18 protein-coding genes and 1 pseudogene are annotated in these 26002 nt (G+C 55.1%); 15 read left to right on the top strand and 4 right to left on the bottom strand.

Translation table 11 applies throughout. From position 1 onward, the window contains the following. Position 1 precedes the first annotated feature (1 nt). The 15 genes and pseudogenes from WC859_04040 (at position 2) to WC859_03970 (ending at position 20472) form a co-directional block, all read left to right on the top strand. Entirely contained in the window at positions 2-1306 is a 1305-nt protein-coding gene (locus tag WC859_04040) for a hypothetical protein (GenBank protein ID MFA5975317.1), read from the top strand. Positions 1307-1431: 125 nt separating this feature from the next. Next, complete coding sequence (mfd, locus tag WC859_04035; GenBank protein MFA5975316.1) at positions 1432-4701, top strand: transcription-repair coupling factor; 3270 nt, start codon at positions 1432-1434, stop codon at positions 4699-4701. A gap of 84 nt (positions 4702-4785) precedes the next feature. Next, a pseudogene (locus WC859_04030) lies at positions 4786-5737 on the top strand (PDDEXK nuclease domain-containing protein). A 109-nt stretch (positions 5738-5846) separates the two neighbouring features. Continuing rightward, the gene (locus WC859_04025) at positions 5847-6755 is read left to right on the top strand and encodes a peptidylprolyl isomerase (protein ID MFA5975315.1); all 909 of its coding nucleotides are present in this window, start codon (positions 5847-5849) and stop codon (positions 6753-6755) included. Next, the gene (locus WC859_04020; GenBank protein MFA5975314.1) at positions 6752-7975 is read left to right on the top strand and encodes a peptidylprolyl isomerase; all 1224 of its coding nucleotides are present in this window, start codon (positions 6752-6754) and stop codon (positions 7973-7975) included. Before WC859_04025 ends, WC859_04020 begins: the two co-directional genes overlap by 4 nt. A 30-nt stretch (positions 7976-8005) precedes the next feature. Further along, positions 8006-8932 (top strand): 4-hydroxythreonine-4-phosphate dehydrogenase PdxA, encoded by a 927-nt coding sequence (gene pdxA, locus WC859_04015; protein ID MFA5975313.1) that lies wholly within the window; start codon positions 8006-8008, stop codon positions 8930-8932. Further along, a complete protein-coding gene (rsmA, locus tag WC859_04010; GenBank protein MFA5975312.1) occupies positions 8929-9792 on the top strand; it encodes a 16S rRNA (adenine(1518)-N(6)/adenine(1519)-N(6))-dimethyltransferase RsmA in 864 nt (287 codons plus the stop codon). Before pdxA ends, rsmA begins: the two co-directional genes overlap by 4 nt. A gap of 34 nt (positions 9793-9826) precedes the next feature. Continuing rightward, positions 9827-11203 carry a chromosomal replication initiator protein DnaA gene (gene dnaA / locus WC859_04005; GenBank protein MFA5975311.1) on the top strand — a complete coding sequence of 459 codons (1377 nt, stop codon included), beginning with the start codon at positions 9827-9829 and terminating at the stop codon, positions 11201-11203. Between the two features lie 217 nt (positions 11204-11420). Beyond that, a complete protein-coding gene (dnaN, locus tag WC859_04000; protein MFA5975310.1) occupies positions 11421-12530 on the top strand; it encodes a DNA polymerase III subunit beta in 1110 nt (369 codons plus the stop codon). A 4-nt stretch (positions 12531-12534) separates the two neighbouring features. After that, positions 12535-12825: a DciA family protein gene (locus WC859_03995; protein ID MFA5975309.1), complete on the top strand. Its 291-nt coding sequence runs from the start codon at positions 12535-12537 to the stop codon at positions 12823-12825. Continuing rightward, entirely contained in the window at positions 12815-15289 is a 2475-nt protein-coding gene (gyrB, locus tag WC859_03990) for a DNA topoisomerase (ATP-hydrolyzing) subunit B (protein MFA5975308.1), read from the top strand. Before WC859_03995 ends, gyrB begins: the two co-directional genes overlap by 11 nt. After that, on the top strand, positions 15290-17791 hold the full coding sequence (gyrA, locus tag WC859_03985) for a DNA gyrase subunit A (protein ID MFA5975307.1): 2502 nt from the start codon (positions 15290-15292) through the stop codon (positions 17789-17791). Positions 17792-17832: 41 nt separating this feature from the next. Continuing rightward, positions 17833-18261: a DUF2914 domain-containing protein gene (locus WC859_03980; protein ID MFA5975306.1), complete on the top strand. Its 429-nt coding sequence runs from the start codon at positions 17833-17835 to the stop codon at positions 18259-18261. Between the two features lie 200 nt (positions 18262-18461). After that, a complete protein-coding gene (locus WC859_03975; protein MFA5975305.1) occupies positions 18462-19796 on the top strand; it encodes an amino acid permease in 1335 nt (444 codons plus the stop codon). Then, positions 19783-20472 carry a family 16 glycoside hydrolase gene (locus WC859_03970; GenBank protein ID MFA5975304.1) on the top strand — a complete coding sequence of 230 codons (690 nt, stop codon included), beginning with the start codon at positions 19783-19785 and terminating at the stop codon, positions 20470-20472. Before WC859_03975 ends, WC859_03970 begins: the two co-directional genes overlap by 14 nt. A 102-nt stretch (positions 20473-20574) precedes the next feature. Here WC859_03970 and WC859_03965 read toward each other — a convergent pair whose 3' ends face one another. From WC859_03965 to WC859_03950, 4 genes are all read right to left on the bottom strand, one after another. Beyond that, the gene (locus WC859_03965; protein MFA5975303.1) at positions 20575-21177 is read right to left on the bottom strand and encodes a response regulator; all 603 of its coding nucleotides are present in this window, start codon (positions 21175-21177) and stop codon (positions 20575-20577) included. Then, on the bottom strand, positions 21167-23308 hold the full coding sequence (locus WC859_03960; GenBank protein MFA5975302.1) for an ATP-binding protein: 2142 nt from the start codon (positions 23306-23308) through the stop codon (positions 21167-21169). The genes WC859_03965 and WC859_03960 overlap by 11 nt, the downstream gene beginning before the upstream one ends. Then, positions 23296-24597 (bottom strand): outer membrane protein transport protein, encoded by a 1302-nt coding sequence (locus tag WC859_03955; protein MFA5975301.1) that lies wholly within the window; start codon positions 24595-24597, stop codon positions 23296-23298. Before WC859_03955 ends, WC859_03960 begins: the two co-directional genes overlap by 13 nt. Positions 24598-24934: 337 nt before the next feature. After that, positions 24935-25993 carry a methyltransferase gene (locus WC859_03950; GenBank protein MFA5975300.1) on the bottom strand — a complete coding sequence of 353 codons (1059 nt, stop codon included), beginning with the start codon at positions 25991-25993 and terminating at the stop codon, positions 24935-24937. Positions 25994-26002: the final 9 nt, after the last annotated feature.

Raw genomic sequence — 26002 nt, 5'->3', positions numbered from 1 at the left:
CATGAGCCTTCGACTTAATAATCACGGGAGCGCTGTATTGACCGCGATGATTCTGAGCCTCTTCGTGCTCAGCGCGATTACGCTCTACAGTATGTATGGCTGGTTCCGCGGCCGGGAAAACACCCAGGTTCTCACGCGTCAAAAGGCGCTCGATTACGCGGACGCCGGGCTTAATGACGCCCTGGCCTGGCTGCGCCGGCCCGACGCCGGGCAGCAATTGCGGCCGGGCAACAATATGATTCTGAGCGTGCCCCGGGAAAACGGGAGCTCCCGCACGACCCTCACCCGCTACGACGATGCCCACCGGATGTACATCTCCGCCGACGCCATCGGCTATTACGATCTCTCGACCGGAGACGCGACGGATCCGGTCACGCCGGGGCAACCGCGCGCCCGGATGGCCTCTGTCCATGCCACGATTCTGTTCACGAGCGTCTCGGAGTATGTCGCGGCCGTGAACAGCCCCCTGCATATCGCCGACGGGAGCCAGCTGGGCACCGGGGACGTTTACGCTCCGACATTAATATTTGATGGCGCGGCAACACTCGGCCGGGCTTTCGCCGTCGATCCAATCGATCTTGGCCCGCATCCTGGAACGGTCCACATGACCGGGATGGTCCAGTTGAATACCCCCCTGAATGTGGCGACGATCGACAGTTTTTCCACCCGCCCGTTATTTTTAAACAGAGGGACGGCTCCTCCGGCAGGAGGATTCAGCGGTTTGGTGCCGGAGCCGCCTCCGGACGCGCAGGGGAGATCCTCGCACGTGTATTATGTGCCCGACCCGGCGGGGGTGGATCTCGGGGCGTGGGGCGCCGGACTCACGGTGCGCGGCGTTTACACGATTTATGCGATAGGCCCGATCCGGGTCCATGGCGATATTTCGTTAGCCGACAAAAATTCGTGGGTGGCGCTCGTCAGCGAGGATACGATTTACGTGGCGGGGGATGGGAGTACTCTGGGGCGCGCGCCAGACGTGCTGTCCCTGAACGGGACTTTTGTGGCCAATGGCGGCCTCCAGGCCGAACCCGCCGTCCGGCCGGCAACCCCGGGGAACCCCTGCGCGCTGACGATGACGGGGGGAATCGTCGGCCAATCCCTCAATACCGCGTCCGTTTGGAAAACAGCCGCCGCCCCCAACAACTGTACCCGAACGTACACTTACCCTGACAATACGTATCTCGGCTTCTCAAGCCCTAACCTGTACCTGCCGAATGTCAGCACGCTGCTGGATTACAAGATCACACAGGGCCGCGCGGTGCCGCTCTCCCAGACAGGCCAGCAACCTCTCGCGCATCAGCAATAAGAGAAACGGCGCAATTACGCGATAACGCGATTTGGAACAGCGAAATAATCAACGTAATTGCGTTATGGCGTAATCGCGCCTTTTTCTCATCACGCTGTTAAGTGAAAAATGCTACAAGAATTTAAATGACCGCGACCCGAGACTCCCTTCTTTCCTCCGTACGCTCGCTATGTCCCATGCTTCCGGCCGGCAAACCCGCGAGGCTGACGGGACTGCCCGGAGGCAGCAAAGCCTTTTTTCTGCTGGGACTGGCCAAGCGTTCCCGCGAGTCGCTGGTGGTCGTTACGCGCGATGACGTGGAAGCCGAAGGACTCGTCGCGGACCTGGACGCCTGGGGAAGTTTGTGGCCGGGATCCGAGCGCCCTCTCTTTTTACTTTTCCCGGAGATCGACGAAGCCGCGCGGATTTCGTCGCTGGGCCTCTGGAACACGCGGGACACGTGGGCGATTCTGGTTTGTTCCAAAGACGCGCTGGACAAACCCGCGTTCTCCCCGGCGGATTTGCGGTCCCGGACGCTGGAGCTGCGCGCCGGACGGACCTATCCCCGCTCCTCCCTTCTCGAAAAACTGGCCCAGGGCGGTTACGAGCGCACGGAGATGGTGGAGATGGAAGGGGAAATGGCGGTGCGAGGGGAAGTCGTGGATCTCTGGCCGCCGAACGCTGAAAAACCCTGGCGGCTTCTTTTTGACGGCGACGCGCTTGAGTCCTTGCGCGAATTCAGCTCTGGGACCCAACGCTCGGAAGCGTATCTGGATGCCCGGCCGCTCCTGCCGTTTAAAGAAACCAAGGCCTCCGGGAAACTGATCGACCACATCCCTGAAAACATGACGTGGTTTTGGGATGAGGTGGACCCGGATGTTATCGCCAGCCAAGCCGGCCGTCAGGCAGGCGCGCGCCTTGATTCGTCATTCCCCGCGGGTTCTGGCGGGGAATCCATCATGCCGGGATGTTTAGATCCCCGGCCAGCTACCGCCGGGGATGACGGAGGGGTGGTTGCAGGGGATGACAAGGAGGGGACGGTCTCTCAGGTCATTCTTTACTCTGGTCTTCCCCGGCCGGACGCGCTGGATGCTGGATTTTATTCGTCGCCTTCGGTATCTGCCCCGGGCGTCGCCGGAGCGGCCGCAGAAGCCCGGCGCGTGCGATCCGAGAGTCACCCGGTCTTGTTTTTTAGCCACAACGCCGGGGAAAGCGAACGGCTGCAGGAGCTTCTGGAGGAACACCTGGGCTCCCACGGAACAGCCGGGATGGAATTCCTGCTGGGTCCTCTGCGCGCCGGTTTTTTTCATAAACCGGATCTGCTGGTTCTGACCAACGCTGAAATCTTCGGCCGCACCCGCCCCCGGCCGCGCCTGCCGAAATTCAAAGGCGGCGGAGTTATTCAGGAAATTCAGGACATCAAGCCGGGCCATTATGTCGTGCACGAACACTACGGTATCGGCCGGTACAAGGGACTGGAGCTTCTGCGGGCTGCCGGGCAGGAAGCCGAGTATTTGAAGCTCGAATACGCGAAAGGCGACCGGCTCTATGTCCCGCTGACGGATTTTAAACAGATCCAAAAATACTCCGGCGCGGAAGGGAAGTCTCCACGCCTCAACTCGATTGACACCGCGGCCTGGGAGCGCGTGAAAGAGCGCGTGAAGGAAAACGTCCAGGAGCTGGCCCGGGACCTTCTGCGCGTGCATGCGGCGCGGGCCGCGCTGCCGGGGGTAGCCTTTCCGCCGGACGCGCATCTTGAAGAAGAGTTCGCCGCTTCCTTCCTATACGAGGAAACCACCGATCAGCACCGCTCGATCGAGGCTGTTAAGCAGGACATGGAATCGCCTCATCCCATGGACCGGCTGATCCTGGGGGACGTCGGCTACGGTAAAACCGAAGTGGCGATGCGCGCCGCCTTTAAAGCCGTGGTGAATTCCAAACAAGTGGGGGTGCTCGTTCCGACCACCATTCTGGCGGAACAGCACTTCCGGACCTTTCAGGAACGCTTCGCGGATTACCCGGCGCGCATCGGCATGCTTTCACGCTTCCAGACCGCCCAGGAAGAAAAGGAAACGCTCCTCGGCATGGCCAACGGCACCCTTGACATCGTTATCGGAACACACCGTCTCTTTCAAAAGGACGTGGTCTTCAAGGATCTGGGCCTCTTGATCATCGACGAAGAGCACCGCTTTGGCGTCAAGCACAAGGAACAGCTCAAAAAGATGCGCGCGCATCTGGATGTGCTGACCATGACCGCCACCCCCATCCCGCGCACGCTGTCTTTCGCGCTCTCGGGGATGCGCGAGCTCTCCATAATCGAGACGCCGCCGACCGGCCGTCTGCCGATCTCCACGTTCGTCGGCCCGTACGAAGATTCGGTTATCAAGGAAGCGATCCAAAAGGAACTCGACCGGAACGGTCAGGTCTTTTACGTCCACAACCGCGTACAGTCCTTGAACACGCGGCTCCACTTCCTACAGCAACTTCTGCCGGGGGTCTCCATCGGGGTAGTCCACGGGCAGATGAGCGGCCCATTGATCGAAAAAGTCATGTGGGAATTCCTGCACCGCCGCCACGAGATCCTCTTAGCGACCAGCATCATCGAATCCGGCATCGACATCCCGACAGTCAACACGCTGATCGTGGAGGAAGCGGAAGAGTTCGGCCTGGCGCAGCTCTATCAGCTGCGTGGACGCGTCGGACGCGACCGGCAGAAAGCGTACTGCTACCTTTTCTATTCCCCATCCGTGCCGCTGACCGCGGATGCCCGGGCGCGCCTGGAAGCCCTGCGGGAATTCACGGAGCTTGGCAGCGGTTATCGCCTGGCTATGCGGGATATGGAAATCCGCGGAGCCGGGAATCTTCTGGGCCAGCAGCAGCACGGATTCATCGCTGCGGTCGGACTCGATCTTTATTCACAGATGCTGCAGGAGGAGATCGCCCGGCTCAAAGGAGAACCCGCTCCCTCCGCCGCCCGTTTCCCGAATCTGGATCTGGCGGTTCACGCTTTCTTGCCTCATGAGTACATGCCCAGCGAAGAACTGCGTATCCTCTTTTATAAAAAGCTGGTCTCCGCGGAAACCTCGGCGGCTCTAGAAGCGGTCAAAGCCGAACTGGAAGACCGCTTCGGCCCGCCGCCTCTGGAAGCCGAGATGCTCCTGGAAGTATCTGCCCTGCGCCTGACGGCCCGGGACCTTGGCGTGGCCGCGGTCATTCAGAAGCCCTCCTCACTCGATATTCAATTCCTGCAAAACACTCCGGTGGAACCGAATACGCTCCTCCAGCTGGCGCAGGAGCGCTCCAACATCCGCTTCCGCCCCGGTCCGCCTTTTACCCTCCAGGCCCAGCCGGTGGCCTATGAATCCAACGGCCCTGTTCATTACCTGAAGGATCTCTTCGCCCGCCTGGACAAATAAATACTGGCCCAATCGGGATCAGATCGCTTTTTCTGTTGATGGGTGAATATTTCTCCCCATTCGCCCTCTAAGAGATAGAAACCTGTGAATCCCTTATCCCCGTTGCCCCATCATCAGGATCATTTGCTTGGAGATATCCGGCTTCTGATCGAAACCACTAAGACGCAAGTCGCTCAAACAGTCAACGCAGGATTAACGTTGCTTTACTGGGATATTGGTCGCCGGATTCGGCGAAAGGAATCTGGCGCGGTTTCTTCTATTTGCAGAGCGGTTCCCGGATGGGAAAATCATTGTGGCGCTATCGCGACAATTAGGATGGAGCCACTTTGTGGAATTGATTTCACTGAAAGATCGTCTTCAAAGAGATTTCTATGCAGAAATGTGTCGTGTTGAGAGATGGAGCATAAGGGTCCTGCGGGCCAAAATTGGTTCCATGCTGTTTGAGCGTACGGCTTTGTCTCGAAAATCAGCGCGGGTTATCAAACAAGAAATACGGACCCTTCGAACAGAAGATCGTCTAACACCAAGCCTGATCTTCCGAGATCCGTACCTGCTGGACTTTCTTAACCTCAAAGGTGCTTATCAAGAGAAAGATCTTGAAGCCGCGATTTTGCGTGAGATGGAAGCTTTCGTCCTCGAGCTCGGGGGTGGGTTTACGTTTGTCGCGCGTCAGAAAAGAATCAGCGTCGGCCCCGATGATTTCTATTTGGATTTGCTGTTCTACCACCGCGGACTTAAACGCCTGGTTGCGGTGGAGCTAAAGCTCGGTAAATTTCGGCCCGAATACAAAGGTCAGATGGAATTATATCTGCGCTGGTTGGATCGGAATGAAAGAAAACCCGGCGAAGAGTCGCCCCTGGGGCTCATTCTCTGTGCGGGGAAATCAAACGAACAAATCGAACTGCTTCAGCTGGACCGCTGCGGAATCCAGGTAGCCCAATATCTGACAGATCTCCCTCCTCGCCGGCTTCTGGAAAAGAAGCTGCGTGAAGCAATCCGTTTTGCCCGCAAACAACTGATACCCCCAACCGGCTGAAGCGATTCAACCGCTAGCGGGATTAACTATCAAATTTGCCTGATTTGGCTGCCTCTATTGAATTTGGTATAGTCCGATCGAACCCCACGTCAGCGTGGGGTTTATGTTTATGATCCCTCGAAAATTTCTCGTTTTATCCGCTCTGATTTCAGCCGGAGGAGGGCTTCTGGCCTGCCGGAATTCCCAGGATCCGGTGATCGCGCGGCTGGCCGGGACTTCCATCACCAAAAGCGAAGCCGAATTCCGCATGCAGGCCACACCTGCCGAGTACCAGCAATACCTTGTTTCCGCCGAAGGCCGGCGGCAGTTTATCCAGTTGTTGATTCGGGAAAAAGTATTGGTCGCGGAGGCGCGCCGGGCGGGACTCGCGAAAAACAGCGCTTATCGGGACGCGCTCCGCCGGTTCGACCGCTTTCTGAAGCTGCGGCGGAAGGAATACGAAGAGGATTTGCTCGCCAGCAGCTATTCCCGCCAGCTGCGTTCAGGGGATCTGGCGGTCACCGATGCGGAAACCCGGCGCTATTACGAAGATCGCAAGAACGATTACGACAAGCCTGAAGAGATTCGCGTCAGCCATATCCTCGTGAGCTCGGAACCGGAAACCCTGGAAGTCCTGGCCCGGCTGAGGGCCAATGAACCTTTTGAGAAAGTTGCCCGCGAGATGTCCAAAGATCCGGCCACGGCCTCACGTGGGGGGAAACTCTCGCCGTTGCGGCATGGCGCCCTGATGCCGGAATTTGAGGATGTGGCTTTTCGCCTGAAAGTCGGGGAGGTCTCCGGAGCCGTGAAGACCCCGTTTGGATTTCATATCATTAAAAAACTAGGGCAGGCGCAATTGCCGCCCCAGTCCTACGAATCCGTCAAGGAAGGCATTCGCGCTCGATTAGAACGCGAGAAATTCGACCAATGGGTGACGAAAAAGAAGGAAGCGCTCGGCGTCACAATAGACGAGAAGGCTCTCGCCTCGCTGGAACCGCTTTCGGCTTCGGCCGCCCCACAGGAGCCCCCACAACCATGAACAAGAAATTTTACGCGTCTTCTCTCTTAAGCCGTCATCCCCGAGTGACTCTGTCGGGGATCTATGCTTGGATTCCCCGTCCCGTCCGTCTGTCGAAGTGCTCGATGGTCGGGACGGCCCCGACGATAGAGAACTCCACGGGTGGACGGGGCCGCCAGTGGCTGCGGGGAATGACGTCATTGGTGGCAGCCTCTGGGATGGGGACGCTATTGCTCCTGCCAGCGCAGGCCAAGGTCCTGGACCGTACTCTGGCGACCATCAACGGGCAAGCCATTCTTTTATCTGAATTTGAAAAAAATGCCACGCCCATTCTGGACCAATTCAAGAAAATGGCTCCGGCCAGCGAGCAGACGCCGGAGCATGTGGCGGATATCAAGAAACGCGTCCTGGACCAGATGATTGAAGACCGGCTCCTCACCCAGGAAGCGAAAAAGAAATCGATCCGGATCAGCCAGTTGGAAATCGACGACGGGGTTAAGAAGGTCCGAGGCCGCTTTGCCACCGAAGAAGAATTCAAGCAGGAGATGCAGAAGGCCGGGATGAACAACGAGGAGTTTCGCGGCCATCTTCAGGACCAGCTCTCCACCATCAAACTCATTGATCAGGAAGTCAAAGCCAAGGTACCGCCTCCATCGGACACCGACGTGAAGGATCTTTATGACACCCTCCAGGCGATCCTGCAGGACAAGCCGATCCCGGGCAGCCATACCCCGAGCGAAATTGATGAGCTCAAATCGTTGGCCCAGAGCGTTCAGCGCCGCTTTGGCGAGCGCGTCCGGGCCCGCCATATTCTGATTCGGACGTCGGCGGGTTCGTCCAAGAGCCAGCGCGACGAAGCCCAGAAAACGATCAAGGACATTCAGAGCCAACTAAAGAAAGGCGCTGATTTCTCGGAACTCTCCAAAAAATACTCCGAAGATCCTCAATCCAAAGAGCGTGGAGGGGACCTGGGTTATTTTTCGCGAAATGAAATGGTGCCTCCCTTTGAAAAAGCAGCCTTCGGCCTGGCCGTCGGCCAGACATCGGATATTGTTGAGACGGACTTCGGCTATCACTTGATTCTCGTCGATGAGAAAAAGGCTTCTCGTAAACCCAATTTCGACGAACTCAAAGACGATCTGCGTGAATATCTCTTCCAGCAACGGGCGGCCAAACGCCTGGAAAGCTACGTTAAAGAACTACGCTCCAAAGCGGAGATCAAGGTCAACAACTTCGAGTAACCGGATCTCGCCGCGCTCCACCATTCTTCTATGAAGCCTCGCATTGTTATCGCGCTGGGTGATCCGGCCGGCATCGGACCGGAGATTGTTTCAAAAGCCCTGCAGGATGAACGGGTGCACGCCTGCTGCACGCCTCTGGTGGTCGGGGACCCGTTGGCCCTGACGCTTCACCGGCAGCCGCTTCCCCGCGCGCCCATGCTGGCCGTTCCAGGCCTGAACAAACGCCTTCGCCTGGGACACCCTTCTGCCGAAGCGGGCCGATCGGCTATTGATTCGCTAACCCAGGCCACGACACTCTTAATGGCCGGACAGGCGGAAGCCCTGGTCACCGCTCCGGTTTCCAAGGAATCCTTTGATTCAGCCGGTCTCGGTTTTCCTGGACATACCGAGTGGCTGGCCGTGCAAGTCGGCTCCAAACCCGTAGCCATGTTGATGGTTGCCGGACCTCTCCGGACGATTCTAATGACCCGACATATCCCTTTGCAGGACGTTTCATGCTGTTTGACCGCTGCGAGGGTGCGCGAATCCGCGCGGTTGGGGTTCGACTTTATCCGACGGATTCTGAAAAAGAAGCATCCACGCCTCGTTGCCTGCGGCGTGAACCCTCATGCCGGCGACGGGGGATTAATCGGAAAAGATGAAATGAAAACGCTCCGGCCGGCTTTGCGGGCCCTGGCGCGGGAAGGTATTCTCGTCACAGGACCGCTCTCCGCAGACAGCGTCTTCCGGGACATGGCTAAGGGTACGTATGATTTGGTCCTGGCCGCTTATCACGACCAGGGGATGATCCCCTTGAAACTTTACGCGCCGGACCGGTTGGTCAACATCACGCTGGGCCTTCCTTTTATAAGGACCTCACCAGGTCATGGCACCGCCTTTGATATCGCGGGGAAAAATCGCGCGGATGCCCGGCCCATGATCGAAGCGATTATTCTGGCCGCTCGTTACAGCCAATGACGCATCGTCCTCCCCTGGGTCAACATTTTTTACGCGATCCGAATGTCATCAAAACCATTCTCGCTGCCGCTGAATTGACTCCGAACACCACGGCGCTCGAAATAGGCCCCGGCAAAGGAATCCTGACGGAGGCGCTGGTTCCGAGGGTCGGGACGCTGGTAGTCGTTGAGCTGGACAAAACCCTCGCGCGTGATCTCCAGCATCGCTTTCAGGATAACGTCCATGTGACGATTATCCCCGGCGATTTTTTGCGGGTGGATCTCTCCAGTCTGTTCCCCCGGGACGACGCCCGCCAACCTATGAAAATTCTTGGCAACCTTCCTTATTCCATCACGTCTCCTATCTTTGAGAAGATTTTGACCTGGCCTGCCTGGGATACGGGGGTCTTCCTCATCCAAAGAGAGGTAGCCGATCGCATGCGGAGCGGCCCGGGTTCCCGGAGCTTTGGAATTTTGTCGTTGGCGGTCCAGCTGTTTGCCAAAGTCGAACTGATCCTAAATGTGAAACCCGGGGCTTTCCGGCCGCCTCCGAAAGTCCAATCCGCGGTGATCCGCCTGCGCCGGAAGGTGCGCCCGGACGTGCCACCGGAAACGATCCCCTCTTTTTTCGATCTGGCGCACGGCGCCTTCGCGCACCGGCGAAAGACGCTGGGCAACAGCCTTTCGTATCACAGCGGCCTCGCCAAAAAAGCGGTGGAAAACTGGCTCAAGCAACAAAGTGTGGATCCCGGGAAACGCGCGGAAACTTTGGAGTTGGAGGATTATGTCCGGCTCTCCGAGAAATGGGCAATTTTCCGTCGAGAAAATGGATTTGACATCGCTCCTGACAACGTCTACAATACCGAACGTTTCTCAGACTAATCTTTCCCCGTTTTTCCCAATGGAGTGACGAAGCATGCACAGTGTCGTTGAGAGCTTGTGGGACGACGTTTTGTCTGTTTTGCGGCCGGAGATGAATAGCGAGTCGTTTGATCTCTGGTTAAAACCGATTAAAGCACTCTCCTTGGACGGGAACCGTTTAGTCCTCCAGGTCCCCAACGCCTTTTTCGCAGATTGGCTTCGCGACCACTACCAGAACCGTATTGAATCCCTTTTAAAAGAACGGTCCAGCGATCCGGTCACGCTGAGCTTCCAGGTGCTTCGCTCGACCGAAGATCACGACTCCCCATCCAATCCCGGTCCCTCGTTTATTCCGCTGACTCCCGCAGCCGCTCCGGTGACTCCTCCGATTGAGTCTTATCTGAATTCACGTTATACCTTTGAGTCTTTTGTCGTTGGGCATTCCAATCGTTTTGCGCAAGCCGCTTCCCAAGCGGTGTCTAAAGACCCTGGGAAAGCCTACAACCCTCTCTTCTTATACGGCGGGGTTGGTCTTGGGAAAACCCACCTCATGCACGCGATCGGGCATCATGTTTTGAAGATCAACCCGCGGGCGCGAGTTCTCTATACAACGTCCGAGAAATTCATCAATGAATTTATCGATTCGCTACGATTTGAGAGGATGAATCAATTCCGGCAGAAGTATAGGAATCTGGACTGTTTGCTCATCGATGACATCCAGTTTCTCGTGAACAAGGAAAGCTCGCAAGAAGAATTCTTCTACACCTTTAATACGCTTTACGACTCCCGCAAGCAGATCGTCATTTCCAGCGACCGTCCGCCGAAAGAAATTCCGACCCTTCAGGAACGCCTAATCACTCGTTTTGAATGGGGGGTGGTGGCGGATGTTCAGGCGCCGGAGTTGGAGACCCGCATCGCCATTTTGCGTGAAAAAGCTGAAGGGGAACACCTTTTTGTTCCGGATGATGTTATTTTGTTCCTCGCCAGCCATGTGCGAACTAATATCCGCGAGCTGGAGGGATCGCTGATTCGTGTTGTGGCCCATGCGTCTTTGACCGGGGTGCCGCTGACCGTTGATTCCGCCAAAGAAACCCTGCGAGACGTGCTGGCTAAAGAAGAAGCGGCGTCACCGGTATCACTTGAAAAGATCCAGGACGTGGTCGCGAAGCATTACCATCTGGACGTGCATGACATGAAATCCAAGCGCCGCACAGATGCGATCGCTTTTCCGCGGCAAATCGCGATGTACCTGACCCGAACGCTCACGGACATGTCGACCACCCAAATCGGCGATGCGTTTGGCGGCAAAGACCATACCACGGTCATGCATGCGACTAATAAAGTGAAAAACCGCCTGGGAACTGATCCCTTCTTTGCGGCCTTAATCAATAAAATTATTCAAGAGATTCGTTGGGGCACAAAGCAGGGATAACTCCCTGAAGGTGTGGACAAGTTCCTCCCTTGTGAGTAACGGGGATAACTATCACCAATTATCCAGAGGATGTTCTTCTTAATCATTCCTCTTAAAAACGTTGAGTTAAATGCTTTTTAAAATTCTAAAATCTCTTATCCTTACTATACAGACTACTACGACTACGGCTACGTATTTATTACAATAGAGTGATAACAGATAGGACTGTGTAAAACTCATGCAAATCGTTTGTTCTAAACCCGAACTCCTCAAAGGCATTCAGATTGTTCAATCCGCCGTATCTTCCAAAAGTACGTTGCCTGTATTGAGTAATATTCTCCTGGAAACAAAAACAACCCAATTAAAATTAGCGGCTACGGATTTAGAAGTAGGCGTTCGGTGTGTTATTAAAGCGGAAGTCGTCCAGGAAGGTTCTTTAACCATCCCAGCCAAAACATTTAGTGATTTTATTCGGACCCTTCAAGATAGCGAAGAAATACGCATTGTGACACAAGAAGCAACGCGCATGGAAATCCGAAGTGGGAAAACGCGGTGTGTGTTATTAGGTTTACCCAAGGAAGACTTTCCCGTCTTACCCGAGTTCCCTGAAGATAATTCAGTTTCCATGGAAGCTAAAACGGTGCAAGAGATGATTAGGAAGACAGCCTACTCAGTCTCAACGGATGAGACCCGTTATATTTTGAATGGTATTTATTTTATTCTTGATAAAGGCATCGCCCGCATGGTGGCGACGGATGGAAGACGGCTTGCCTATATCGCCCGTGTGGTAGCGGATAAAAAGATGTCCATTTCAGCGATTATTCCATCCAAAGCAATTCGCGAGGTAGAACGGTTGCTGGCTTCAGGGGATTCAGGGACAACCCAGGTCCAACTCAGTATTACGGAGAACCAGGTCGCTTTTAAGCTAGGAGAGACAGTCATTATCTCACGGCTGATTGAGGGGCACTTCCCTAATTACGAGCAAGTCATCCCGAAAAGTTCTGATGTCAAAGTTCAAGTTCCAACAAAAAGTCTGTTGACTATGACGCAGCGCGCGGCCCTCGGTTCCGGCGACCGTGGAGGGGCGGTGCGTTTTGTTTTGGAAAAAGGGCGTTTGCGCGCGCTGGGATCGGCGCAGGGACGCGTGGAAGTAGAAGATGAATTACCGGTTGATTTCTCGGGGAAAAACTTAGAGATTTCTTTTAATCCAAGTTTTGTTCTGGATGTGTTGAAAAATATTGATACAGGGGAAGCCTTGTTGGAGTTCTCGAGTTCGCTCAATCCAGGCGTGATACGTCCCGTGGGGGATGACCAGGCCCTGTCGGTCATCATGCCGATGCGGGCTTAACGGAATGGCTTTAAGCCCTATCCAGCAGGAAGTACGGTCGTTTTGCCGGGAGAAAGGTCTCTCGAATCACCTCCCCCTGTTAGAAAAGGCCTGGCAGGCTGAAATGGGCGGATGGGACGGGCAAGCGCGCATTGTGGCGCTGGATAATTTTTCGTTAATTGTTGAGGTGAAGTCCTCCCCCGCCATGCAGGAAATCAACCTGCGCCGACGCGAGCTCGTCCGACGACTCAACCGGTATTTTCAAAAAGCCTTTTTACGCGATATTTCGGTAAGGATGATGTCGGATGACAACTAAGACCATGGAAACCTACGATTCCTCGAAAATCACCGTTCTGGAGGGCCTCGAAGCGGTCCGCCAGCGGCCGAGCATGTACATCGGCTCCACAGGCCCGTCGGGTCTTCACCATCTGGTCTACGAAGTCGTCGACAACTCCATCGACGAAGTGCTGGCGGGGTACGCCAAGTCCGTCGATGTCACCATTCATCCCGACAATTCCGTGACGGTTTTGGATGATGGGCGCGGGATTCCCGTTGACCCGATGAAAGATGTTAAAGACCCCAAGCTGAAAAATAAACCCGCGCTGGAAGTCGTGATGACGGTTCTGCACGCCGGCGGCAAGTTCGACAAGAAGTCCTACAACTACTCCGGAGGTCTTCACGGCGTCGGCATCTCCGTTGTAAACGCCCTGTCGGAGTGGCTCGAGGTGGAAGTTTACCGGGACGGTAAGATTTACGTCCAGCGGTATCAGCGGGGTATCCCGGCGGGTACCGTGACGGTTAAAGGCAAGACCGACGACCACGGCACCAAAGTTAGTTTCAAGCCGGATCCGAAGATATTTACAGAGGCTCAATATTCGTTTGACACCCTCTCCAACCGGCTGCGCGAACTGGCCTTCCTCAACCAGGGCACCCGCATTACACTGATCGACGAGCGCGAAGATAAAGAGCACACCTTTCACTACGAAGGCGGCATTATTTCCTTCGTCAAATTCCTTAACGCGAATAAGTCGGTTCTTTACCCGGAACCCATTTATTTCAAAAAGGAAAGGGAAGGCGTTTACGTGGAAGTCGCCATCCAGTACAACGACAGCTACAACGAGCAACTCTTTTCCTTCGTCAACAATATCAACACCATACACGGCGGCACCCACCTGACGGGTTTCCGCAGTGCTCTGACCCGCGTCCTCAACGATTACCTTCGAAAGAACGACCTCTTAAAGGGCCGCCCCATCACGATTTCGGGCGACGATGCCCGCGAAGGGCTATCTACGGTACTCTCCGTTAAAGTGCCGAATCCACAGTTTGAAGGTCAAACCAAAACGAAGCTAGGCAACAGCGAGGTGGAAGGGATCGTGAAATCGATCGCCGGAGACGCCCTGACCGCCTTTTTTGAGGAGCATCCCCCGATCGTGTCGAAGATTTGTGAGAAAATTATTGTGGCGGCGGAAGCGCGGGAAGCGGCGCGGAAAGCGCGCGAACTCACCCGCCGCAAGGGAGCGTTGGATTCGGCTTCGCTGCCCGGCAAGCTCGCCGACTGCTCGGACCGGGACCCGGAACGTACCGAACTCTACATTGTGGAGGGCGATTCAGCCGGCGGCAGCGCCAAGCAGGGCCGCGACCGCAGTTTTCAAGCCATTTTGCCGTTGCGCGGGAAAATCATCAATGTGGAAAAATCCCGTCTAACGAAGGTCCTCTCCAATGAGGAAATCCGGACCATGATCACGGCCATCGGCACCGGCGTGGGAGAAGAGGATTTTAAACTGGAGAAGGCGCGCTACAAGAAAATCATCATCATGACCGATGCCGACGTGGATGGCGCGCATATCCGCACGCTGCTCCTGACCTTCTTTTTCCGGCAGATGACGCTGCTCATCAAAGAGGGCTACATTTATATCGCCCAGCCGCCGCTCTTCAAGATTAAGAAAGACAAGAAAGAGATGTATTTGGATGCCGACGAGGCGCTCGATCAATGGCTCCTCGGCGAAGGCCTGGAGCACGTGGAGCTCTATACGCTCAACAAGGGCAAGGTCGTCAAAAAAATCGAAACTACCCAGTTGAAGCAGGCGCTCAAATGGCTGACCGACCTTGAAGCGCTGCTCCGCAAGCTCTCGAAAAAGGGGCTGGGCCTGGCGAATTATTTCGAATTCAAGAATAAGGACAAGATGCCGCTTTACCGGATTGATCAAGAGGACGGCCCCCGCTACATCTGGACGGAGAAGGAATGGAAACAATTTAAGGGAGCGTATCTGAATGCCCGCAAGGAAAAAGTAGAGCAAGAGATGAAGGCCGCGGGCGAAGAAGTAACGAGCGCCGGCGAAATCGAAGAAGAGATGGGGCCCGAAGTCAAAGATTTATGGGAGTTGCCGAAGATCGACCAACTGGTCGATAAGTTAACCCAGGCCGGTTTTGAGGTAGCGTCAGCCCCGGGCGGGAAAGAAGATGAGCGCAAACCCATTTACCGGATTATTTCCGAAGGGGACGTCCGCGAGCTGATCGATGTGCGGGAGCTCCTGGCCGCCATCAAGGATTTTGGGCGCAAGGGCGCTTACATCCAGCGCTACAAAGGTCTCGGCGAAATGAACCCCACTCAACTTTGGGAAACGACGATGGATCCAAAAAAACGCCGGCTCCTGCAAGTGAAGCTGGAGGATGCAGTCAGCGCGGACCAGGTCTTTAATACGTTGATGGGCGACCGCGTGGAGCCGCGGCGGCTTTTTATCGAAAGCCACGCCCTCGAAGTCAGGAATTTGGATATTTAAATGGCTGAGCCGACTTTACCGACCGAACAACCCAGCGATCGCGTCCTTCCCCGCAATATCGAAGACGAGATGAAGACGTCCTATATCGATTACGCGATGAGCGTAATCGTCGGGCGCGCGCTGCCGGATGTGCGTGACGGCTTGAAACCGGTTCATCGCCGGATTCTGTTTGCCATGCGCGAGATGGGGCTGACGCACCGTTCCGCCTTCAAGAAGAGCGCTCGCGTCGTCGGTGATGTGTTGGGTAAATACCATCCGCATGGCGACCTCTCCGTCTACGACGCCATGGTGCGCATGGTCCAGGATTTCAGCCTGCGATATCCCCTGGTGAACGGGCAGGGCAACTTTGGCAGCGTTGACGGCGATCCCCCGGCGGCCATGCGGTATACCGAGGTACGGCTGGGTGCCATCGCCGACGAGCTCCTGGGCGATATTGACAAGGACACCGTCGCCTTCGTTCCGAACTATGACGGCTCCATGACTGAACCGTCTATTCTGCCAGCCAAACTGCCGAACCTGCTGGTCAACGGCTCCTCCGGAATCGCGGTCGGCATGGCGACGAACATCCCGCCGCACAACTTGAACGAAGTCTGCGACGCCATCAGCGCCTATATTGGAAACCCCGAGATTACGACCCCGGAGATCCTGAAAATCATGAAAGGCCCGGATTTCCCGACCGCCGGTTTCATTATGGGCCGTCAGGGCATCAAGGATTATTTTGAAACCGGACGCGGTTCCGTAACCATCCGCGCCAAAACCGAGATCGAGGATATTCGCGGTGGCCGCCAGGCGATTATCGTTAATGAGATCCCCTATCAGGTCAATAAGACGACGCTGCTGGAGACCATTGCGGGGCTGGTGCGCGATAAAAGGATTGAGGACATTTCCGACATCCGCGATGAATCTGACCGCGACGGCATCCGGGTCGTCATCGAAATCAAACGAGAAGGCAACGCCCAGATCGTTTTAAACCAGTTGTTCAAGCACACCTCCCTGGAAACGTCTTTCGGCGTGATCATGCTGGCGCTCGTCAACGGCAAGCCCAAAGTTCTTCCGATAAAAGAAGTCCTGCGCCATTATGTCGAGTACCGGCGCGAAATCGTGATCCGGCGTACACGCTATGAACTGGCCAAGGCAGAGGCCCGCGCGCATATCCTGGAAGGCCTGAAAATTGCGTTGGATCATTTGGACCGGATCATCAAAACGATCCGGGAGTCCAAGGATACGGATACGGCTCGCCAACGCTTGATCGAAAACTTTAAACTCAGCCGTCTTCAGGCCCAGGCGATTCTGGACATGCGTTTGCAGCAACTCACGGGCCTGGAACGCAAAAAGATCGAAGATGAATACGAAGAGTTGCTGAAAACCATTGCGCGGCTGAAAGGCATTCTGATCGATTCTCGCAAGGTCCTTAGCATTATTGAGGAAGAGCTCCAGCAGCTCAAGGAAAAATATGGCGATGAGCGCCGCACCAAGATTACCAGCGCTGCCCAGGAGTTCGACATCGAAGATCTCGTCGTAGAGGAAGATGTCGTCGTCACCATTTCGCATGCCGGCTATATCAAGCGGCTTCCCGTGACGGCCTATCGTGCCCAGCGCCGCGGCGGCAAGGGCGCGACCGGTATGACCACGCGCGAAGAGGATTTCGCCGAGGAGCTTTTTGTCACCAGCACGCACGCTTATCTCCTGCTCTTCACGAACAAGGGGCGCGTGTACTGGACACGCGTCTTCGAGATCCCCGAAGCCGGCCGCGCGGCCAAGGGGAAGGCGATCGTCAATTTTGTCCAGCTCTCGGCGCAGGATGAGAAAATCACCGCCGCCATCCCGGTGCGCACCTTTGTGGAAGAGAAAGGCAAGGAAACCAATCTGTTGATGTGCACCCAGATGGGAGCGATTAAAAAAACCGTCCTCGCTGAATTCGCGAACCCGCGCCGCGGCGGCATCATCGCCATCAAGCTGGAAGACGGGGACAGTCTCATTGCCGTGAAGCACACAGACGGCAAGTCTCAGATTGTGATCGGGACGCGCGACGGTCTGGCGATCCGGTTCAAGGAAGATGAGGTTCGTCCCATCGGCCGGGCCGGTCGGGGGGTGCGTGGCATCCGGCTGAAGGGGAAAGATTTGGTTGTCGGCATGGAAGCCGTAGGGCCGAAGGACGTGTTTTTAACCGCCACCGAAAACGGCTACGGCAAACGCACGGAGATCGGCGAGTACCGTCTGCAATCCCGCGGCGGCAAGGGTGTCATCAACATGAAGACGAACGAGCGCAACGGGAAAGTCGTCGGCCTGGTCAAAGCCAACAACGGCGAAGACATCATGCTGATGACCTCCAAAGGCATGAGCATCCGCATGCCGGCCAAGGACATTTCGATCATCGGGCGCAATGTGCAGGGGGTTCGTCTGCTCCGCCAGGAGCAAGACGACAAGCTGGCCGCCATCGCGCCTCTCGCCAAAGAAGACGAAGACGACGAAAAGCAGGAAGAACTTCCGCTGAAGAAATAGTCGTTGACGGTTGGGATACTCATATCGAATCAGGGGGGATCATGAAAAAAGTCCAGGTCTTGATCGGAGCCGCCTTTTTAGCATTGTCGCTGGGAGAGGGTCGTGTGGCCGCAGAAACCGATGCGAAGCCTGTTTTAAACGCTAAATCCGTTCAAATTGAGAAAGTCGCCGTAGGAACAGCCATCGAAAACCGGGAGCTTCTCGGGGAAGCCAAAACCTTTGAAGAATCGGTTCCGCGCGTGTATTGCTGGACCAAAGTGATGACGGAGCATGCGCCTCTCAAGATTAAACATGTCTGGTATGCCGACGGGGAAAAGGAAGCTGAGGTGGCACTGGACGTGAATTACTCGGCGGTTCGCACGTGGAGCAGCAAGAGCATATGGCCGGGTTCCTGGAAAGTGGACATTACGAACGAAGTGGATGAGGTTTTAGCGACCAGCGAGTTTACAGTCCAACCAACGAAGCCATAACGTTGAGGGCAGGTGAGGGGCAGCCTCGCGTTTATCGCAAGTGGGCGAGTGTTTTGGCGCGGGCAAATCCAGCGACGACAAGCCCCAGACCAATCCACAAACCATTGAGTGCCAGGAAGTCCATAAAATCCTCCTGGTCATAGGTTAGCCCTGGTACGTTACGGTGTTATGAACCCAATGTTAATTTCAGGTTACGGGGCATGACCGAACCCAACAGCCTAAAACGAGCCCTCGGGCTTTTTTCCTGCACCATGCTGGTCGTCGGCAACATGATCGGGGTTGGGATTTTCACGACCCCTGGCCGTATCGCTTCGCTTTTGCCTTCCTCAGGGGTCATGATTCTGGCCTGGATCCTGGGGGCTTTCCTCGCCATCAGCGGGGCGCTTTCCTACGCCGAACTCGGGGCCGCTTATCCCCGGGCCGGGGGGAATTACGTATTCCTGCGGGAAGCGTACGGCCCCTTCTGGGGTTTTCTCTATGGATGGGCAGCGGTTTTAATCACCCAATCGGGCACCGTAGCGATTTTGGCGGTCGGTTTTACCAAATATATCGGGCTGACAAATCCCCTCCACGTTCAAGGCTGTGCCATCAGCTTGATACTCATCTTCGGCGCGCTGAATTATTTAGGAGTCCAGGTCGGTGCCGCTGTTGTCGATGCCATCACCTTTCTGAAAATGGTCGCGATTATCGGGTTTGCCCTGGCCGGGGCGTTCTTTGGGTCCGGCCACCTCTCCAATGCCTTGCCCCTCCTGACGACCCACCCCACTGGATGGCTGGCGGGAATCGCTATGGCGCTCATCCCCATCATGTATGCCTACAGCGGGTGGAATGCGACCGTCTATGTGGGGGGAGAAGTGAAACGGCCTGAGCGCACCATCCCGCTCTCTCTCATCGCCGGGGTGCTGCTGACCGCGTCGTTGTATCTTTTGCTGAACGTGGTCTATCTCTACGCGATGCCGGTGACGGAAATGCAGGGGGTCATCGCGATCGCCAGGTCAGCCTCTGAAAGAATGTTCAGCCCGAACGCGGCGCGCTTTGTTTCGTTTTTCATCGCCTTTTCAGTTCTCGGGTGTTTGAACGCCACCCTTTTGACCGCGCCGCGGATTCCGTTCGCCATGGCCCAGGAGGGTTATTTTTTCCATCGATTCAGCCGGATCCACCCCCGGTTTCGAACCCCTGGCGATTCCATCGTGCTGGTGACGCTCTGGGGCGCTCTTCTGGCGCTTTGGGGCGGGGTGGACCATACCCACTTTTACCGTTTACTGGACGATTACGTGACAGTCCCCAGCCTCCTGATCAATGCTCTGACCGTGAGCGCCTTATTCGTTCTGCGCCGCTTGAAGCCCGATTTACCGAGACCCTATAAGGCGTGGGGATACCCGGTTCTTCCAATCGCGTTCATTCTCATCGTAGGCTGGATGGTTTTTCATGAGTTCCAACAGGATTGGCGAGCCGCCCTGGCAGGGATTGGGATGATTGCGGCTGGGGCGCCATTCTTTTTTCTTTTTCGGAGGCCTTCTAATGAAACGCGCTAGGACCATGACCCTCTGGCTTGGAGTTATTTTTCTGTTCAGCAAGCCCGCTTACGCGGCGCCCCCCATCGATCCGGATGCTGAGCCAGCCGCCGGTGCGCCGCAGGCTGTTTTTAATTTCGATAAAGACATCCCCAACCAATTGCCGAAAGGATTCTCTCTCCCGAATTTGACACGGGTTTCCACGGCCTGCTGGAGCGTACAGGGGAAATCCCGCCCGGTTTCGCGGCCACATGTTTTGGTGCAAAACGGTCAAGCCGGCCCCGGGAACCCTTTTTCCCTGATTCTGGTGAAGGATCTTTTTCTGGAAGATGGCGACATCACCGTCAAATTTAAGGTGACGGAAAATCCGGGGAGCGAGTCTTTGGGAATTGTCTACCGGTATCAAAACCCGGAACTCTACCATGTTGCGGTCATTGACACAAAGGATATCGGTTGTTCGCTGTATCGGGTTAAGAAGGACAAATTAAAGCAACTCGACAATAAAGGGGCGATCGTCTCGCCCTACACCTGGCATACCTTGCGGCTTCTTTTCCGTAAGTCTTTATATACGCTTTACCTGGATGGGCAGCTCGTCATGGGGGGGAAAGATAAAACCGACCTCCGTCCGGGCCAGGTCGGTCTCTGGACCACGGATGGCACCACAGCGGAGTTTGACGATCTGGTGATCGCACCGTAGAGACCGTACCTATTCGTCATCCCCGGCGGTAGCTGGCCGGGGATCCAAGCATCTTGGCATGATGGATTCCCCGCCTGTGGCCGCGGGGAATGACGTTTTAGGTTATAGATCCTGGACGAGGTCTGTGACCCGGACATTGAGCCGCCTGGCAATTTTAGAGAGGCTGAGCAGAGAGGCTGAATTCTTGGCGTTTTCGATTTGAGAAATCAGACTTTTGGAGAGTTGTGTTTGGGCGGCCAGTTTGGTGATGGTCCAATTCCGGCGCAGGCGGAACTCTTTGATCCGTTGCCCTATTCGCTGGTTAACGACAATTTCGTTGTCCTGAAAAAATCCCTTCTCTTCGAGTAACCGTTTGACCACGGCTTTCAAGTCATCAATCTTGTAAGGTTTCTTCACGTAATCATAAGCCCCGGTTTTCAGGGTGGCCAGGGCGGTATCCACCGAAGGATAAGCGGTTAAAATGATCAGCCCTATTTCCGGATCTTTTTCGCGAATCCTCTGGAAAAGCTCAACGCCGTCCATGCGCGGCATCTTGAGATCCAGAATACCGACCTGAAAACACCCCCGGCGGACCTGCTGAAGGGCTTGACGGGGGTCAAGGATCCAAAGGGCTTTGGCGATTTGATTTGAGAGTTGTTCCTGGAGAAAAAGCCCATTTTCACGGTCGTCATCGACAATCAAAATTCGCGCGGTATCACGTCTCATGGCGTTCCTCCATTGGCATTATCGGCAGATGAACAAGGGCCCGGGTGCCCCCTGTCGCGGTGATAGGGCTTTCCAGGCGGATGGTCCCGCCGTGACGTTCCACCATCGCCCGGCTCAGGGTCAAGCCGACCCCTCTGCGGCCGACCTGCTGCTTGGTGGTGAAAAAGGCGTCAAAAACACGATCCCGCGCTTCCGGCGGGATGCCGGCACCGGTATCCATGATACTAATCTCAACGAGGTTTGTGAGGGACTGCAGGGAGATCGTCAGGGTCCCTCCGTCCGGCATGGCTTGCCGGGCGTTCTGGATGAGATTGGTCAGCACCTGCACAATCTGGCCGCGATGAATGAAAGCGGTGGCGGAGTGATCGATCTCCTTGACCAGGTGAATAGCCGGGTCGTCTTGAATCCCAAGGAGATCAATCGCCTCATCGATTAAATCCGCCACCGGGATGGCTGTTCGCTGCAGGGACATCTGTGGAGAAAGCATGGTAAAGCTTTCGAGGATTTCGGATGCTCGAAGCGTTTCTTTTTCAATTCGCGCCAGGCCCTCCGACGATTCTCCCTTTAAGGTTTGCTGCAAACCGGCTTCGGCGTTCAGAATCCGGGTCAGGGGTTGGGCCAGTTCATGCGCCAACTCCGTCGCCAGAATCCCCATCGCCGCCATCTCGCGCGTCTTCTCCAGTAACCCGCGTTGTTTCTCGAACTTTTGAACCATCATTGACATGTTCATCGCCAGCGCCAACTGGTTGGCGACCGCTTGAAACTTCTGCGTGATTTCACGCGGCCACATGTCTCTGGCGTGGCGTGCGCCCAGTAGCCAAACTCCAAGGAAATGATTCTGAAAATGAACGGGGACCAACGTGGCGGCTTGATGGGCGAGAAGCCAGTCACGCAAAGGGAACAAGTTGGTATTCTCGACAGGGTTAATGTTCAACCGCCACTCCAGATCCCGCGTGAACAGGGGCCGATGCCCGGTTTGCTCCAGCCACTCCGGACGAAAAGAGTCTCCCGACATGGCCGAAGTCAATCCTTGGGTTGCAACGCAATTCAATCGCTCGTGGGCCGGGTCCCACAGCCAAAGAGAAGCGTGTTCCACTTGCAGGTCTTCCAGACTGCAGCGAATAACCGCCTCCCCGATTTTCTGAAGATCCAGGCACGTACACACTAATATCCCCAGATCCTCTAATTTCTGTTTGAGCCATTGCCATTCTGAAAAAAGGTGCTGCTCCACCCAGGGCTGGATCTTGTTTTTCAGTGTCGGCGTGGCGAGGACGGTTGGAGGCATTGCCAGCAGCCAGGCGCCCCAGGGATTGCTGCTGGAACTGGCCGCCAGAAGCTTGTCGATGATAAACACCATGGCGATATACGTCAGCGTTAAAGCCGTACCGAGCGAGCCATACACCACGCTCTGCCGGAGCGCCAGCCGGATGTCCATCCACTGGTAAGAAACGATGGCATAGGCCACGGCCAGGCTGTAAAGGATGTTGAAAAAGTTCCCATAGGGGTAAATCTCGACGCCATGAATAGCCAGAACATTCAGACCCCCCCCCACGTAGCCGATCAATGCGCCCCAAAATACATACAGCAATTGATTTCGTTGTACATCAAAGGACTGACGTACGGCGGACCTCAAAAGAACTAACGAATAAACAGAACTGACGGCCATGACAGAGTCGAGGAGAGTTGATCCCAAACCTCCAACGGGCGCCCATCCCCAGAATCGATGGATGGCACCTACGACAAGAAAGTTTTTACTCGTTAAGGAAAATAGCAAAAGTAATGAGCCCATCAAATAAAGCCCATGAAGCAAATAGCCCTGGAGTTTGGTGCGGGGCCCTTTTAGTAGCAACACCAAATGTAAAAATAAGGCAGGAATCCAAACAATACCGAAACCGCAAAGACGAGTCCACCAAACTGCGGCCAATTCAGAGGAGGCTCCATAACCCCCGAAAGAGCCAAGATTCCATATACATATGGCGAGATTCCAGACGACAAAGGCCCGGCGAATCGGTTGTCCTGTTCCATGCATCGATACGACAAAAAGGACAAGCCCCGCGTTCAAAATCGCGGCAAGCAGAACGGGAAGGTTATAGAGATTAAGTTCTGGAAGTAGTAGTATCACGATCCCCATAGATAGCCAATGCTGACAGCGGTTGAAGTCGCTTCCTTGCGCAGTTTTCTGCTTCCCAATTGTTCAGACCCGACGGCATACTGTTCTCCAAAGCTCCAGCGCCAGCTGCCTCGTTGATAGGTAAAGCCGGCGGTGTAGTAGCGAAGGTCCACGTCAACCAGTTGCGTTAAACTCTGAGTCTCAAAAGAGACCGCCCGGGGATCCCGAAAATAACCCAGCTGCACACCCCAGGCTTTAACGGGTTTCCACTCTAAGCCGAGGCGATAGCGAGAGGTCGAGTTCCAGCCGGGGTCCAGACGTTGATTTTGAAGGCTCATCCCCGGAGTGTCAAAACTGACGTCCACGCGCGAGGCGCTCCACTGGGTGCGCTGCCAGTCAGCGGCCAGCATCAGCGTAGGAAGCAGCTTAAAGGAAAGGCCGACCCCAAACGTGGTTGGATCACGCAGCACTTGCTGATAATCGCTGAATTCGTTTTGAAACGTTCCAAGCCCCGGGATTGTGAGCGGGAACAGGGAATCCGAAAGCGATGCTCTTCCGTGAAGGGTCACATCATATCCGGTGCGATAAACACCCCCAACCCGTAAGCGATCATTCAGTCGGGCCAGGATGCCGAAGACGCCTTGAATTCCGACCCCGTTGGCGGAAGAGGAGGAAGCATACTTCTCTGTCGGAGCGGTCTTATCCGCCGAGCGCTCCATATGAGCCTGGATCAGATTCGTTCCAGCTCCAAGATAAACGCCATGCCAGACTTCCCGCGAAAGACTTATGTTATGGTGCAGAATGTATCCCCTGCTCTTAAAAGTGACGTCATAGCCCGGGACCGACTGGTCCTTTGTTTCTTGGGCAAACCCTAAAGGGGCATAAGACCCGATGGCTCCGGTAAAGCCTTTCCAGGTTTTGTAATAACCGATCGCCGGCAATGGAACGCCGAATGAAGAATCCAGCGCATTAAACTGCGCCGGTTCTCCTCCCAATTGGACAAAGGCGTCTCCCCGAAGGATGTTGGCTGATGCCAAAGGGGGGACCGGATTGGCTAAACCGTTTGAATCATGTGCTCGAGCGTGCAGGTATTCCAAAGAAGAATTAATGCCTGAGCCAGTCAATTGAGCAAGTCCGGCTGGATTCCAATAAAGTGCTGTCCAGTCATCTGCAACGCCGATAAAAGCGCCTCCCATGCTGGTGGCACGCGGTCCAAGTCCGGGTCCTTCGAAAGCGCCGGCCCATGCGCACGTTGAAAATGCCAAGATCCCCATAAACAAGCCCAACACAAGACACACTTCTCTTTTCATATTAGATGGTCTATCCTTTCGTATTGAATAACCCGCATTTAATTCAACATGCAGCTTGGCCCGAAAATAATCAAGGAAACGAAATGCAGCGGTTAATCAGCCCCCCTGAATCAGCCAGACCAAAAAAAGTTAATTGCATCGTCAGAAACACCGGCGAGAACCAGAACAGCATCACTGAAACCTATGAATAATTATCTTATCAGTAAGAAAGGAAATTAGACAGTATTAGTGGACAGAGTGTACAAAGTCCATTGCCGGAGTTCCAGCGGGGAAAAAGTTCTCCCTCCCCCCCTAAAGGCATTCGAGGGAAGGGAGAAAAATGGCTCAATAGCAGAGACTACTTTCGACGCGCAATAAGAAGTTGTCGTCCTGCCCCGGTAGGACGGATCTCTTCCAGGCAAAAACCCGTATCCGTAAGCATCGCCTCGAACTCCGCCCGGCTGTACTCTTGGGCGCCCTCCAGCATCACGAGCATGTTGAGAGAGCACAAGGTCGCCGGTAAGGGCTCTGTTTTGGCGTCGTTGAGCACTTGCTCGCTGATGAGAAGCGTGCCGCCTGGTTTGCAGGCTTCGGCGCATTGGGTGAGGATCCGGCGGGCGTTTTCAGGGGCCCAGTTGTGCAAAATCCCGGAAAGCAGAAGAACATCCGCTGTTTTGGGTAAAGGGTCGGTAAAAAAATCACCGGCAACCAAACGGACACAGTTTTGAAGGCCTATTTTTTGCAGATTGCGAGCCGCTATCTCGCACACGGGGGGCCGATCAAAAACCGTTACCCGCAGGTGAGGGTGACGCTCCAAAATGGCGACCGACATAGCCCCGGTACCTCCTGCAACATCCAGGAGTTCTTTATGGGGGGAAAAGTCATAAACATGCGCGAGCGCATCGCCTTCCAGCTGGCTGTGTTCCTCCATGGTTTGCATAAAGTTCTCGAGATCTTTGGTTTGGCGATCAATAGCTTGGAAAAAGTGATCATCGGTTTGGCCAATGACTTGCTGGATTTGAGCGTGACCTGTTTTGATCGCCTCTTCCAAATGGATCCAGGCAGGATACATATGGTCGTTAAAATGACCCATGAAATCGCCCAGATATCCACGCTGGCCCGGGACAAGAAACCGCTGAGTCAAGGGGGTGTTCCGGTAAGCCCCATCACTTTTCTCACAGAGTTTCAATGATACACAGGCGTTTAAAAGCATTTCTGTTGTGTGGCTCGGCATTTTTTTTGCTTTCGCAATCTCCCCTGCTGTTCTCGATCCTTTGGCCAGAGCAGCAAAAAATCCAAGGCGTTGAGCAACCAGGAGAACTTTTGTGGCCGCAAATCCCAAGGCCAGCTGGTATAGAGGAATTGGGCTGATATCCGTCTCTTCTTTTTGTTTTTGCTTTTGAAGCGTTTCAAGCATGGGAGCCTC

This window comes from Elusimicrobiota bacterium, assembly GCA_041660185.1.
Classification (GTDB): domain Bacteria; phylum Elusimicrobiota; class Elusimicrobia; order 2-01-FULL-59-12; family 2-01-FULL-59-12; genus JBAZWU01.
The sequence above is the reverse complement of the archived record's forward strand: the minus strand, read 5'-3'. Positions and strand labels throughout refer to the sequence as shown.